13 protein-coding genes are annotated in these 13,417 nt (G+C 70.2%); 7 read left to right on the top strand and 6 right to left on the bottom strand.

Translation table 11 applies throughout. The annotated features are described in order from the left end of the window. The first annotated feature begins 84 nt into the window (after positions 1-84). The 4 genes from ABT158_RS37210 to ABT158_RS37225 are packed head-to-tail and all read left to right on the top strand — an operon-like array spanning position 85 to position 3,447. Positions 85-648, top strand: a complete 564-nt coding sequence (locus tag ABT158_RS37210; RefSeq protein ID WP_352361735.1) for a hypothetical protein — start codon at positions 85-87, stop codon at positions 646-648. After that, on the top strand, positions 645-1,829 hold the full coding sequence (locus ABT158_RS37215) for a S8 family serine peptidase (RefSeq protein ID WP_352361737.1): 1,185 nt from the start codon (positions 645-647) through the stop codon (positions 1,827-1,829). Before ABT158_RS37210 ends, ABT158_RS37215 begins: the two co-directional genes overlap by 4 nt. Before the next feature lie 26 nt (positions 1,830-1,855). Beyond that, the gene (locus ABT158_RS37220) at positions 1,856-2,263 is read left to right on the top strand and encodes a Zn-ribbon domain-containing OB-fold protein (protein WP_352361739.1); all 408 of its coding nucleotides are present in this window, start codon (positions 1,856-1,858) and stop codon (positions 2,261-2,263) included. A 26-nt stretch (positions 2,264-2,289) separates the two neighbouring features. Continuing rightward, positions 2,290-3,447: a lipid-transfer protein gene (locus ABT158_RS37225; protein WP_502911600.1), complete on the top strand. Its 1,158-nt coding sequence runs from the start codon at positions 2,290-2,292 to the stop codon at positions 3,445-3,447. Positions 3,448-3,495: 48 nt separating this feature from the next. On the opposite strand, the gene ABT158_RS37230 is transcribed toward ABT158_RS37225, so the two are convergent. The 5 genes from ABT158_RS37230 to ABT158_RS37250 form a co-directional block, all read right to left on the bottom strand. After that, positions 3,496-4,512 (bottom strand): ABC transporter ATP-binding protein, encoded by a 1,017-nt coding sequence (locus tag ABT158_RS37230; RefSeq protein WP_352361743.1) that lies wholly within the window; start codon positions 4,510-4,512, stop codon positions 3,496-3,498. Beyond that, positions 4,496-5,533 carry an ABC transporter ATP-binding protein gene (locus ABT158_RS37235; protein ID WP_352361745.1) on the bottom strand — a complete coding sequence of 346 codons (1,038 nt, stop codon included), beginning with the start codon at positions 5,531-5,533 and terminating at the stop codon, positions 4,496-4,498. The genes ABT158_RS37230 and ABT158_RS37235 overlap by 17 nt, the downstream gene beginning before the upstream one ends. Positions 5,534-5,546: 13 nt before the next feature. Further along, the gene (locus tag ABT158_RS37240; RefSeq protein WP_352361747.1) at positions 5,547-6,527 is read right to left on the bottom strand and encodes an ABC transporter permease; all 981 of its coding nucleotides are present in this window, start codon (positions 6,525-6,527) and stop codon (positions 5,547-5,549) included. Next, positions 6,520-7,464: an ABC transporter permease gene (locus tag ABT158_RS37245; RefSeq protein ID WP_352361749.1), complete on the bottom strand. Its 945-nt coding sequence runs from the start codon at positions 7,462-7,464 to the stop codon at positions 6,520-6,522. The genes ABT158_RS37240 and ABT158_RS37245 overlap by 8 nt, the downstream gene beginning before the upstream one ends. Before the next feature lie 130 nt (positions 7,465-7,594). Next, complete coding sequence (locus ABT158_RS37250; RefSeq protein ID WP_352361751.1) at positions 7,595-9,229, bottom strand: peptide ABC transporter substrate-binding protein; 1,635 nt, start codon at positions 9,227-9,229, stop codon at positions 7,595-7,597. A gap of 470 nt (positions 9,230-9,699) precedes the next feature. Here ABT158_RS37250 and ABT158_RS37255 point away from each other — a divergent pair, with 470 nt between their 5' ends. The 3 genes from ABT158_RS37255 to ABT158_RS37265 all read left to right on the top strand — a co-directional run bounded on the left by ABT158_RS37255 (position 9,700) and on the right by ABT158_RS37265 (position 11,784). Further along, positions 9,700-10,635: an ABC transporter permease gene (locus tag ABT158_RS37255; RefSeq protein WP_352320850.1), complete on the top strand. Its 936-nt coding sequence runs from the start codon at positions 9,700-9,702 to the stop codon at positions 10,633-10,635. Beyond that, on the top strand, positions 10,628-11,494 hold the full coding sequence (locus ABT158_RS37260) for an ABC transporter ATP-binding protein (RefSeq protein ID WP_352361753.1): 867 nt from the start codon (positions 10,628-10,630) through the stop codon (positions 11,492-11,494). The genes ABT158_RS37255 and ABT158_RS37260 overlap by 8 nt, the downstream gene beginning before the upstream one ends. A gap of 134 nt (positions 11,495-11,628) precedes the next feature. After that, positions 11,629-11,784 carry a hypothetical protein gene (locus tag ABT158_RS37265; protein WP_185845322.1) on the top strand — a complete coding sequence of 52 codons (156 nt, stop codon included), beginning with the start codon at positions 11,629-11,631 and terminating at the stop codon, positions 11,782-11,784. 509 nt (positions 11,785-12,293) lie between these two features. On the opposite strand, the gene ABT158_RS37270 is transcribed toward ABT158_RS37265, so the two are convergent. Then, positions 12,294-13,217, bottom strand: coding sequence for a hypothetical protein (locus ABT158_RS37270; protein WP_352361755.1), 924 nt, complete (start codon positions 13,215-13,217; stop codon positions 12,294-12,296). Positions 13,218-13,417 lie beyond the last annotated feature (200 nt).

Raw genomic sequence — 13,417 nt, forward strand, 5'->3', positions numbered from 1 at the left:
TACCGAAGCGTCGGAACGAATCATCGGCCGCGTGCCAGAATGCACGGCAGATCGGGCGTCCCTCCCCTCCCGTTCGAGGTTGACGTGTACCAACTGTCCGTCGTGCTGCTCTCCATCCTGTCGGTGTTCTGGCCGCCGGCCGACGCGCCCGTGCCGGAGCGCTGGCACGCCTGGCCGGTGACGCGGATCTTCCCCCTGGTCGTGCCGGGTCTCAGCCCGTCGGGGGCCAGGGTGACGTACGTGCTGGCGGGCGTGGCCCCCGAGGCGCCGTGCCGGGTGGCGTTCCAGCCCGCCGCGGTGGGGCCCGGCTGCCTGACCGCCCTGCGGGCCACGTACGCCGACAGCACCCAGACGTACGTGGCCACCGTCGGCATCGCCGTGCTCGGCGAACCGGGCCCCGGGACGTACCGCGGGGCGCGCCCGGCCACCGTGCGGCCCGTGGCCTTCCCCGGCGGTCCGGCCGAGCGGTTCGGCCGGCGGCAGTACGTCACCGGGGCGGTGGCCGGTACGGGTGACCCCTACCTCGTGGCGACGGCCGCGGGATACGCCGACGGGCGGGCGTACCGGCCGGGCGACCGCGTCGCGCCGCGGCTGCGCGGGATCGCCCGGCAGCTCGCCGAGGCGTTGTACCGGGCGCTGACCCGATGAGGGGGCTCGCGTCCCTGCTGCCGGCTCTGATCCTGGCGGCCGGGGTCGCGGGCGTGGCCTCCAGCGCCACCGACGACGTGCGGACGGCGGCCTCGCCGAGCCTCCCCGGCGGTGTGGGCGCCGCCGCGCGGGCCCGGCAGTGGCAGCTCGGAGCGCTGCGCGTGCCCAGGGCGTGGCGGGAGAGCCGGGGCGCGGGCGTGCTGGTGGCCGTGCTGGACACCGGCGTGAACGGCCGCCATCCCGATCTGCGAGGGGCCGTCACCCAGGGCCCCGACCTGACCGGCGCGCCCCCGCGGCTCTGGGGGCACCACGGCACCGCCATGGCCGGTCTGATCGCCGGCCGCGGGCACGGCCGGGGGCGCGCGGAGGGCGTGGTCGGCGTGGCCCCCGCGGCGCGGGTGTTGTCGATCAGGGTCACGCTGGAGAACACCGACCCGCTGCGCGCCGAGCAGCGCGCCGGCCGCCGCGACGCCCTGGCCGCCGGCATCAGGTACGCGGCCGACCACGGCGCGGACGTGATCAGCATGTCCCTCGGCGGCGGCAGCGGCGCGTGGGAGGGCTCGGCGGCCGAGGAGGAGGCCGTGCAGTACGCGCTCGCCCGCGGCGCGGTCCTGGTGGCCTCGGCGGGCAACGACGGCGACACGGCCAACAGGAAGAACTTCCCCGCCGCCTACCCGGGCGTGATCGCCGTGGGCGCGGTGGACCGGCGGCTCAGGGTGGCCCCCTTCTCCAACCGCCAGGACTACCTGTCGGTGGTCGCGCCGGGCACGGACGTCGTCACGGCCGACGGCGGCGACGGGTACGTGGTGGGCGACGGCACCAGCTCGGCGGCGGCCATGGTCGCGGGCGTGGCGGCCCTGGTGCGGTCGGCCCATCCGGAGCTGTCGCCGTACCAGGTGCGCACGGCCGTCGAGCGCGGCACCAGGAGACGGCCGGCGGGCGGCCACAGCCCCGCCTACGGGCACGGGGTGGCCGACGCGCCGCTCGCCCTGCGGGAGGCCAGGCGGCTGGCCCACGGAAGGGTCTCACCGGCCGCCCGGCCCGGCCCGTACTTCGGGCGGGGGCCGGCCAGGCCGCCCGCCTCCAGGGCGCCGGTCGTGGCCGGGATGGTGGTGCTGGCGGCGGCCATGTCGGCGCGGGTGGTCGCGACCCGGCGGCGGCGCCGGAGGGATTCACCCTAGCAAGCGCTTGTGTAATACTCCTGGCTATGACCTTAGCGATCGACGGCTGGTTCGCCATCGACGGGGACGGCGCCACCCACCTCATCGGCACCACCTGCCTGACCTGCGGGACCGTCGCCTTCCCGCCGCAGCCCGGCCTGTGCCGAAACCCGCGCTGCGCGGGCGAGGAGACGGCCGAGGTCCGCCTGCCGCGGCGCGGGCGGGTCTGGTCCTACACCGAGGCGGGTTACCCGCCGCCGGAGCCGTACGTGGCGGCGGAGCCGTACCGGCCGGTCACGCTGGCCGCCGTCGAGCTCGACGAGGCCGGGCTGGTGGTGCTCGGCCAGGTCAAGGACCTCACGGCCGGCGACCTGGAGGTGGGCATGGAGCTGGAGCTCGTGCACGGCCCGCTGGCCGACGGGCCGCTGGTGTGGATGTGGGGGCGGGCCTCGTGAGCGCGGTCGTGGTGCTCGGCGCGGGCATGCACCCGTGGGGCAAGTGGGGACGTCCCTTCGCCGAGTACGGCGTCGCCGCCGCCCGCGCCGCCCTCCGCGACGCCGGCGTGGCCTGGACCGACGTCCAGTACGTGGTGGGGGCCGACACGATCAGGAACGGCTACCCCGGCTTCGTGGCCGGCGCCACCTACGCCCAGGCACTCGGCTGGACGGGCGCCAGGATCGCCTCCTGCTACGCGGCCTGCGCGTCGGGGGCCCAGGCCGTGGACATCGCGCGGACCAGGATCATGGCCGGGCTGTGCGACGTCGCGCTCGTGGTGGGCGCGGACTCCACCCCCAAGGGCTTCTTCAAGCCGGTCGGCGGCGACCGGCACGACGACCCCGACTGGCTGCGCTTCCGCCTGCTCGGCGCGACCAACCCCGCCTACTTCGGCCTGTACGCCCGCAGGCGCATGGCCCTGTACGGCTCCACCGCCGCCGACTTCGCCGCCGTCAAGGTCAAGAACGCGCGCGCCGGCTCGCTCAACCCCATGGCCCGCTACCGCCGCCCGGTCACGGCGGAGGAGGTGCTCGCCTCGCCCATGGTGGCCGACCCGCTGCGCCTGATGGACATCTGCGCCACCTCCGACGGCGGGGCAGCGGTCGTGCTGGCCTCGCAGGCGTACGCCAGGCGGCTCGGCGCGACGGCCCCGGTGCGCCTGGCCGCCGTCTCCACGGTGACCCCGACCTTCCCCAACACGATCCTGGAGCTGCCGAACTTCGCCACCGAGTCCCGCGCCGCCGTTCCCGCGCCCGAGAGGCCCTTCAGGGCCGCGATCGCGCACGCGGCCTACGAGGAGGCCGGCCTGGGCCCCGAGGACGTCTCCTTCGCCGAGGTGTACGACCTGTCCACCGCCCTGGAGCTGGACTGGGTCGAGGACGTCGGCCTGTGCCCGCGGGGCGAGGCGGACAAGCTGCTGCGGGCGGGCGAGACCGCGCTCGGCGGCCGGGTGCCGGTCAACCCGTCGGGCGGCCTGGCCTCCTTCGGCGAGGCGATCCCGGCCCAGGCGATCGCGCAGCTGTGCGAGCTGACGTACCAGCTGCGCGGCGCGGCGGGCGGGCGGCAGGTGCCGGGCGCGCGCGTCGGCCTGGCGGTCAACCAGGGGCTGTTCGGCCACGGCTCGGCGATCGTGGCCACCACGTGACGAGGCCCTCCAGGAGAGTCTCCCGGAGGGCCTCACGATCGCTCGCGGTCAGCCCGCGTGCACCACGTCGTGCGTCTCGGCGAAGTGACAGGCGCTCTCGTGCCCGGTCCCCGTCCGGATCTGCAGCAACGGCTCCTCCTCCGCGCAGATCTCCTGCGCCTTCCAGCAGCGGGTGCGGAAACGGCAGCCCGACGGCGGGTTGGCGGGCGAGGGCGGGTCGCCCTGCAGGATGATCCGCTCGCGCTGCTCCCGGCCCTCGGGGTCGGGAACCGGCACCGCCGACAGCAGCGCCTGCGTGTACGGATGAGCGGGCTTGTCGTAGATCTCGACGTCCTTGCCGAGCTCGACGAACTTGCCCAGGTACATCACGCCCACCCGGTCGGAGATGTGGCGGACCACCGACAGGTCGTGGGCGATGAAGATGTAGGCCAGGTTGAACTCGTTCTGCAGCCGCTCCAGCAGGTTGATCACCTGGGCCTGGATCGACACGTCCAGCGCCGAGACGGGCTCGTCGCAGACGATGATCTCCGGCTGCAGCGCCAGGCCGCGGGCGATGCCGATGCGCTGCCGCTGGCCGCCCGAGAACTGGTGCGGGTAGCGGTTGATGTGGTCGGGGTTGAGCCCGACGACCTCCAGCAGCTCCTGCACCTTGCGGCGGCGGTCGCCCTTGGGCGCCACCTCCGTGTGGATCTCGTACGGCTCGCCGATGATGTCGCCGACGGTCATCCGGGGGTTCAGCGAGGTGTACGGGTCCTGCATCACCATCTGGATGTTGCGGCGCATGCGCTTGAGCTCGCCGCCCCTGGCCTTGGCGATGTCCTTGCCGTTGATCTTCACCGAGCCCGAGGTCGGCCGCTCCAGCGCCATCAGCACCTTGGCCAGCGTGGACTTGCCACAGCCCGACTCGCCCACGATGCCCAGCGTCTCGCCCCTGTTGAGGTCGAACGAGACGCCGTCCACGGCCTTGATCGCGCCGATCTGCTTCTTGAGGACGATGCCCTGGGTCAGGGGGAAGTGCTTGACCAGGTCGCGAACCTCAAGAATGCGCTCACTGCCGTTCGCCATCGAGGACCTCCCTCCAGTAGTGGCAGGCGCTGCCACGCGTGCCGCTGATCTCGTAGAGCTGGGGGGCGGCGGTCACGCAGTTGTCCTGCCGGTACGGGCACCGGGGATTGAACGCGCACCCGCTCGGCAGGTCGAGCAGGTTGGGCGGCAGGCCCTTGATCGCGTACAGCTCCTGGCCCTTGAGGTCCACCCGGGGGATGGACTCCAGCAGGCCCTTCGTGTACGGGTGCGCCGGCGCCCGGTAGATGTCGTGCACCGGGGCGTTCTCCACGATCCGGCCGGCGTACATGACCGAGATCTTGTCGGCCACGTCCGCCACGACGCCCAGGTCGTGGGTGATCAGGATCATGCCCATCTGGCTCTCGCGCTGCAGCTCGGCCAGCAGTTCCATGATCTGCGCCTGGACGGTCACGTCCAGGGCGGTGGTCGGCTCGTCGGCGATCAGCACCTCGGGGTCGAGCGCGATCGACATCGCGATCATGATGCGCTGCCGCATGCCGCCCGAGAACTGGTGCGGATAGTCGTTGACGCGCTGCCGGGCGGCCGGGATGCGGACCTTGTCCATCAGCTCGACGGCCTTGTTCATGCCGTCGCGCTTGGACATGCCGCGGTGGACCCGGAACATCTCGCTGATCTGCCAGCCCACGGTGAACACCGGGTTGAGCGCCGAGAGGGCGTCCTGGAAGACCATCGCGATGCGCTGGCCGCGCACCTGGGTGCGCGCGTCCTCCGAGAGCTTGAGCAGGTCGGTGCCCTTGAAGCGGATCTCGCCCTTGGGGATGACGGCCGGCGGCATGTCCAGGATGCCCATGATCGCCTGAGCGGTCACGGACTTGCCCGAACCCGACTCGCCGAGCACCGCCAGCGTCTCACCGGGGTTGACCGTGTAGCTCACGCCGTTCACCGCGCGCACGACGCCCTGACGCGTACGGAACTCCACGTGCAGATCGTCAACCGCGAGCAGCGGTTCGTCGCCCAGCCCTCCCTCGGCGGGCAACACGTCTGTCGACGTCTTCTTCACTTGATCCCCCCTTCTACCTGAGCTTCGGATCGAGAGCGTCACGCACGGCGTCGCCCAGCATGATGAACGCGAGCACCGTGATGCTCAGGAACAGGGCCGGGAAGAACAGCGGCAGCGACGCGTCGAGGAACCGCGGCCGGGCGTCGGCGATCATGAGGCCCCACGAGATGTCCGGCGACTGCACGCCGACCCCGAGGAACGACAGCGCCGCCTCCGCCGCGATGTAGCCGCCGAGGTTGATCGTGCTGACCACGATCACCGGCGCCAGCGAGTTCGGCAGCAGGTGCTTGAACATGATGCGCCACTGGCCCGCGCCCACCGCCCGCGCGGCGACCACGAAGTCCTGGCTCTTGGCCGTGATCACCGAGGCCCGCATGATGCGGAACACCATCGGCCAGCCGAGCACCGCCAGGGCCGCGATGACCAGCATGATGCTGTTGATGCCGCTGTCGCGGAAGGTGGCCGCGATCAGCAGGGCGCCCAGGATCGGCGGGATGGCGAAGAAGATCTCGGTGACCCGGGAGGAGACCGAGTCGATCAGGCCGCTGCGGAAGCCGGCGAACAGGCCGAGCAGGCCGCCCAGGACCATGGTGATGATCGTGGTGGTCACGCCGATCACGATCGAGTTGCGGGCGCCGTAGATCGTCCTGGCGAACACGTCACAGCCCTGGCTGTCCTTGCCGAACGGGTGCCCCACGCTGGGGAGCTGCCGGGCGGTGGACAGGTCGCAGGTCTGGGCGTTGGTCGGGTCGATCGAGGTGAACAACGACGGCCAGAACGCCATGACCAGCAGGATCGCGATCAGCACCGCGGAGATGATGAACATCGGCCGGCGGCGCAGGTCGTACCAGGCGTCGGTCCACAGGCTGGCGGGCTTCTCCTGCTTCTGCTTGCCGCGCCTGCCCTGCTTGTCGGGGGACGGTGGCGCCGGGGCCTCCGTGACCAGCGACTTCGCTTCCGGCAGCATGGGCCCGACGTTTGCTTCGTTACTCATAGCGGATCCTCGGGTCGAGCACTGCGTACAACATGTCGACGACCAGGTTGGCCAGGATGTAGATCAGCACCAGCACGGTCACGATGCCCACGACGACCGGTTGTTCTCGCAGCAGGATCGACTGGAACAGCTGGTTGCCGATGCCCGGCAGGTTGAAGATCGTCTCCGTGATGACCGCGCCGCCCATCAGGTTCCCGAGGTCGGCGCCGAGGTAGGTGACCAGCGGGATCAGTGCGTTGCGGAGCCCGTGCCTGCCGATGACGCGGCGTTTGGCCAGGCCCTTGGCGGTGGCCGTGCGGATGTAGTCCGCGCGCAGCGTCTCCACCAGGCTCGTCCGCGTCAGCCTGGTGAGATAGGCGATCGACGTGCCGGCGAGCACGAAACCGGGCAGCAGGTAGCTGCGGAACCCGGCCGAGATGCCGGCCACGGGGAAGATGTCGCTTCCCGTCCACAGCTTGAGCTTGACTCCGAGAACGAGCTGCAGCACGAAGCCCGTCACCAGCGTGGGGACGGAGATCAGCAGCAGCGTCGAGGCGAGGATGGCGGTGTCGGAGGCCCTGCCGCGGCGCAGCGCCGCCCACAGGCCGAGGCCGACGCCGATGATGGCCTCCATGACGAGCGCGGTCAGCGCGAGGTTCAGCGTGACCTGGAACTTGCCGGCCATGAGCTGCGAGACCGGGATCCTGGAGAAGGTGGTCCCGAAGTCTCCGTGGAAGAGCACGCCGCTGAGGTAGTACCAGTACTGCAGCAGCAGCGGGTCATTCAGGTGGTATTGGTCGCGCAGGACCTCGGCCACGGCCGGGTCCAGGCGCTTCTCGCCCGCCAGTGCCTGGATGGGGTCGCCGGGCAGGGCGAAGACGATCGCGAAGATGAGTAGCGTGGCGCCGAGCAGGACGGGTATCGCCTGCAGCAGTCGCCTGATGACATAACGGCCCATTCAAGCCCTCCGGTACATGCGTGGAGGCAGTCACCCTCGTAGCCGCGGTTTGCCCGGCCCCAAAGTGACTGCCTCCAAGCTCAGTCCTCCGATGGGCGGACGGCAAGAGCCGTCCGCCCGGCGAATGACGTCAGGCCTTCTCGATGTCGGCCCACTGAACCTGGTTGAGCAGGTTCAGCTTGACGCCCTTGACCTTGGCGGAGTGTCCGAAGTTGCTCCGGTAGAAGTACACCGGGATGTACGGCATGTCCTTGATCAGGATGTCGTCGGCCTGCTGGTAGAGCTTGAGGCCCTCGGCGGCGTCGGCGGCCTGGTCGCCCTTGGCGACGATGTCGTCGAACTCCTTGTTCTCGTACCCGCCGTAGTTCGAGCCGGTCGAGATGGCCTGGGTGCCGAAGATCGGCGTCAGGTAGTTCTCGGCCGACGGGTAGTCGATCGACCAGCCCATGCGGAACAGGCCCTTGTACTTCTTGGCGTCCAGGTCGTCCAGGATGGCCTTGAAGTTCTCGAACGGCTTCGGCGTGACCTCGATGCCCAGGTTGGCGCGGAGGTTGTTGGCGACGGCCTCGATCCACTCCTTGTGGCCGCCGTCGCCGTTGTAGCCGAGCTCCAGCTTGGCCGGGCCCTTGGCGTCGGCGTAGAGCTTCTTCGCCTCGGCCGGGTTGTACGTGCAGGCCGTGCAGGCGCCCTGACGGTAACCGGGGATGGCCGGGTTGATGAAGTCGTCGGCCGGGGCGCGGGTGCCCGCGAAGACCGTCTCGGTGATGGTCTTGCGGTCGATGGCCATGGAGATGGCCTTGCGCACGTCCGGGTTCTTGAACTCGGGGTTGTACTTCAGCGGGACGCCGATGTAACCGACAGAGGCGTCGGGCTCGTCGAAGTAGCGGTCGCCGAGGACGGACTTGGCGGTCGCGATCGCCGAGGCGGGCAGCGAGTCGTCCACGTCCAGGTTCTCGGCCTGGAGGTCCTGGAAGGCGGTCTCGGCCGAGCTGTAGATCTTGAACTGCAGCTTGGTCCAGTTCTTCGGCTTGGCGCCGGGGAACTTGTCGTAGACCGTCATGTCGATGGTCTGCGCGCCGCCCTTCTTGTAGGGCTTGTCGACCTTGAACAGGCCCTGGCCGATCGGCTGCTCGCCGTAGGCCTGGGTCACCTTGCCGTCGGCGCCGAGCGCGGAGGCCGGCAGCGGGTAGAAGGCGGTGTACCCGAGCATCGTCTTGAACTGCGAGAACGGTGCGGACAGCGTCACCTCAAGGGTGCTGTCGTCGACAGCCTTGAGGCCCTTCATCTCCTTGGCCGTCGGCGTCTTGCCCTCGCCCGGGTGGACGTCGGCGAAGCCGTCGATGCGCGAGAAGAAGGCGGAGGAGCTCATGGCGTTGTCCTGGTTGGCGCCATAGTTCCAGGCCCGCGCGTAGTCAGCCGCGGTGACCGGCTTGCCGTCGTGCCAGGTGTAGCCGGACTTGAGCTTGATCGTCCAGACCTTGCTGTCCTGGGTGGTGATCGACTCAGCGGCCTCTTCAACCGGCTGCTTGTTCTCGTCGTACTTGACGAGCGGCGAGAACACCGCGGCGAGGACTTCGGAGCCCTCGGTCTCGGTGGTGTTCAGCGGGTTGAGGAGCTCCTGAGGCTCACCGATCTCCATGCGGACCGGCGTTTCGCCGCCGCCCGCGGCAGTGCCGCCGTCCGAGGCACCGCCGCCACACGCGGCAACCGCGAGGGCGAGCAGCGCGGTACCGGCGACGATCTGTGCGCCCTTAGTAACACGCATGGTGAAAAAAATCCTCCCTCTACAGGTGGGCGACAGCGCTGAGCTGCGGTGATGGTAAGCAGCCTGACGGGGGGTTCCTGGTATCCCCCGGATTTGGCTGACATGGTCAAACCAGCCGACGCCCTGCCAGTCGATCGCGACTATCCCTTACTACTTGCCACCAGCGAGTCTCTGGCGCGTTGCAGTTCGGTCACACGTGCGCCAATCCAGCGTCACAGACATTCTTCCTATAAGACTACAAACACCCCAGGGATGCTCAAACAGGTCAAGCCTCGACGTGAACGGCGGATGAAAATTACCCCCTACAGGACCGTGGTCGCGCCCTTCCCGCCATGGCCCGCCTCGCTGGGCTACGGTTGTGCGAGTCTTGACGGCACCTTGGAACCTGGCGCCCCAAGACTCCGTCCAAGCATCTGCCGCGTCCCTCGCGGCAGGCACCCCACCGACCTGGATCCAATAGAGTCCTAGCCATGAGCCAGCCGGAATCCGCTGTCGCGGACGCCCAGGCGGGCGGCCGAAGCGGGCAGGAGCCGCTGGCCAAGCTCGCCGAGAGATACGGACTTCGCCGTGCCATCGCGCGGCCGAGGTTCCCTGTCTATCTGCGCCAGCTCTGGGAGCGGCGACACTTCATCCTGACGTACGCGACGTCCCGCAACGTCTCGAAGTACTCCAGCTCGGCCCTGGGCCAGCTGTGGCAGGTGCTGACCCCCCTCCTCAACGCCGGCATCTACTACGTGATGTTCGGCGTCATCCTGGGCGGCCGGGGCGGCATCGAGAACTACCCGGCCTTCCTGCTGACCGGGATGTTCGTCTTCACCTACACCCAGCGCGTGGTCACGGCGGGCGCCAAGTCGATCTCCGGCAACCTGTCGATGATCCGCGCCCTGCACTTCCCGCGCGCGTCGCTGCCGCTGGCGTACACGATCCAGGAGTTGCAGCAGCTCGCCATCTCCATGGGCGTGCTCCTCGTCATCGTGACGGCCACCGGCGAGTGGCCCACCTGGTTCTGGCTCATGATCCCGGTGGTGCTGGCGCTCCAGACGATGTTCAACATCGGGGCCAGCCTGGTGATCGCCCGGATGGGCGCCCAGATGCGCGACCTCAACCAGTTGCTGCCGTTCATCACCCGCACCTGGCTCTACGCCTCGGGCGTCTTCTTCTCGATCCAGGACAAGGTGGTCGGGTCAGCGAAGCTCCCGCAGTGGGTCGCCGACGTGATGTACCTGAACCCGACGGCTTCCTACATCGAGTGGATGCGCGACATCCTGATCAAGAGCTACCACCCGCAGAACGGGCACTACCCGCCGACCATGGTGTGGGTGTCTTGCGTATTCTGGGCAGTGTTCTCACTCGGCTTCGGCTTCTGGTACTTCTGGCGGTCCGAGGAGAGGTACGGGCGTGGCTGAACTGACCGAGGAGCTGTCACAGGTGAAGGGCGAGGAGCCCGCCGTCCCCGGCAAGGACGTGAGGGTGCACCCCAACCCGGAGCCCCGGGGCAAGAGTCCGCTCGACGTTCCGACGGGCACCCCGACCGTCATCGTCGACGACCTGCACATCGTCTACCGCGTCTACGGCACGGCCACCGACAACGAGAAGGGCAACGCGGTCAACGCCCTCACGCGCCTGCTGAAGCGCCAGGGCCGGCCGCAGATGAAGGAGGTCCACGCCGTCAAGGGCGTGACCTTCGTGGCCTACCACGGCGACGCCATCGGCATCGTGGGCCGCAACGGGTCGGGCAAGTCCACGTTGCTGCGCGCCATCGCCGGCCTGCTCCCGCCGCACGAGGGCGCCGTCTACACCGACGGCCAGCCCTCGCTGCTCGGCGTCAACGCCGCGCTCATGCGCGAGCTGACCGGTGAGCGCAACATCGTCCTCGGCTGTTACGCCATGGGCATGACGCCGGCGGAGGTCAAGGAGAAGTACCAGGAGATCGTCGACTTCTCCGGCATCGACGAGTTCGTCCAGCTGCCCATGTCCACGTACTCGTCGGGCATGGGCGCGCGGCTGCGCTTCGCCATCTCCTCGGCCAAGACCCACGACGTCCTGCTCATCGACGAGGCCCTGGCCACGGGCGACCGCGAGTTCCGCAAGAAGAGCGAGGCCCGCATCCGGCAGATCCGCGAGTCCGCCGGCACGGTCTTCCTGGTCGCCCACGACCTCAAGGTCATCGAGGAGACCTGCAACCGGGTCATCTGGCTGCACAAGGGCAAGATCCGGATGGACGGCGACCCCAAGGAAGTCATCGCCGCCTACAACAAGGGCTGAGCCCGCCCGCTTTTCGATCACCTGCGCGAAACGTGGGTGACTCGCGCGCCGAAACACTGACAGCGTGACTGCCGTTCCGATAGTATTCGAACGCGAATTCGATCCAAGGAACGCTGATGGAGTGGGGGCGCGCGATGGGAGAGCTTTCGGCCGCGATCGACCACCTGGCCATCGAAGACGTGGCCGAGATCCCCAGGATGCAGCTCGCCGAGCAGCTGCTGGAGCTTCACTGGCAGATGGCCCGGTTGCAGGCCCAGATCGCCCGGCGCACCGGCGTCCGGCTGCCCTAGCGGCTCGCGCCGGACCAGGGGGGACATGAGAAGGCCGCCGACCCCGTGGCGGGGCCGGCGGCGGGCTCGGCGCGGCGCCGCTGCCCTGCAGTCAGCGGCGGTTCGCGCGCGTGAACCCCGGGCTGGAGCGCATCCGCCCAGACCCGTGGCGGGCCCGTCCGCCCGAGCGGCGGACCCGCGACCGACGCGCGGCAGTGCCGTCGGGGCGCTCGGCACCTTGTGAGCGCACCCCATCGGCCTGTCCTGTCGGTGCGACGACGCCCCCGTGGTTCCGCGGGCGTCCACCGACGCCGGGGAGAGCGGGAACCCGCCGTCGCGGGAACAATCTGGCACCTGAACGCGGGCCGCCTCACGGCCGTCACGGCCGGTTCACGAGCGTCGGCACCTGGGACGCCGGCGAACCGTCGCACGGCCCTCGGCGGGGCCGCGTGCGCGCGTCGTCACGTCATGTCCGGGACGCGCCCGCGCGGGTCACGTCCGCGACACGTCCGGGACGCGCCGCGCTCGCCTCAGTCGCGAACCCAGGAGCCCCGCACCGAGCTCGTCAGCGCGTCGCTGCTCCAGCCGAGGGCGGAGACCATGTCGCTGTAGGAGCCGGCGGCCTTGGAGCCGTTGGCCGAGACGAAGCCCGCGGTGTCCTGCATGAGCGGGGTGATCTCGTCGACGGACGCGGTCCGGGTGGTGCCCGGCAGCGCCTCGACGACCGGCGCGGCCTCGACGGGGGCGACCTGCCCGACCATCGGGGCCAGCTCGCCGCCGGACGCGTGCGGCAGGGCCATCCTGGCGGCGCGGGTGAGCCCGCCCATCCCGGACTCCGTGGACAGGTCGCGCAGGCCCTTGGTGGCGCCCGTCATGCTCGTGGTGGCGGTGCCGGCCGTGCCTGAGCTCGTGCCGGGCAGCAGCGCGCCGCCGCCCACCTTGCCCATCGCGCCGCCGACCGAGGCCCCGGCCAGGGCGGTCATCGTGTCCATGGCGCCGCGCAGCGGGGCGCTCGTGCCGGTGAGCCCGCTGTTGCTCTGGGGCGCGCCCTTGACCAGCGGCTGCGCCATGCGGGCGCCGCCGAGCAGCGGCAGCGACTTGGCCAGTCCCCGGCCGCCGCCGCCGATCGCGCCGCTGCCGAGGATGGGCGACAGCTCGGGCAGCGGGCCGCTCTGCTGGGTGACGTCCTCGGCCGCGTTCGGCGTCATCGCCAGGCTGGCGCGCCGGTTCTCGTCGGCGATGTCGCGCGCCCTGGCCTCGCCGGCGGCGTCCGCCGACTTGGCCTTGCCGGCCCCGGTCAGGCCGCCGAGGCCGCCGCCCAGGCTGCTGAGCAGCCCGCCGCCGAGCAGCCCGCCGAGCAGGTCGAGCGGGCCTCCGCTGGTGCCCCCGCCCAGGCCGTCCAGCGGGACGATCTTGGCGGTGTGAGTGAATTGAACTTCTGCTTGAGCTGGCACGGCCAAAGCCGCCGCCAAGCCGAATGCTGTGACGGCAACGGCCGCCTTGACTACTCGATTCATGATTGCCTTCCCGGCTCGTGATCGATCGCTCTCGAATGCGGTGGAAATGCGAATCGATAACCCCCGAATGCCGTGGCGCACACGCTATGGGCACCACACGAAGCGTGCTGTCACGGCTGAGCTACGGAAGCAGTTGT

Origin of the sequence: Nonomuraea sp. NPDC001636, from assembly GCF_040298265.1 — a bacterium.
Classification (GTDB): domain Bacteria; phylum Actinomycetota; class Actinomycetes; order Streptosporangiales; family Streptosporangiaceae; genus Nonomuraea.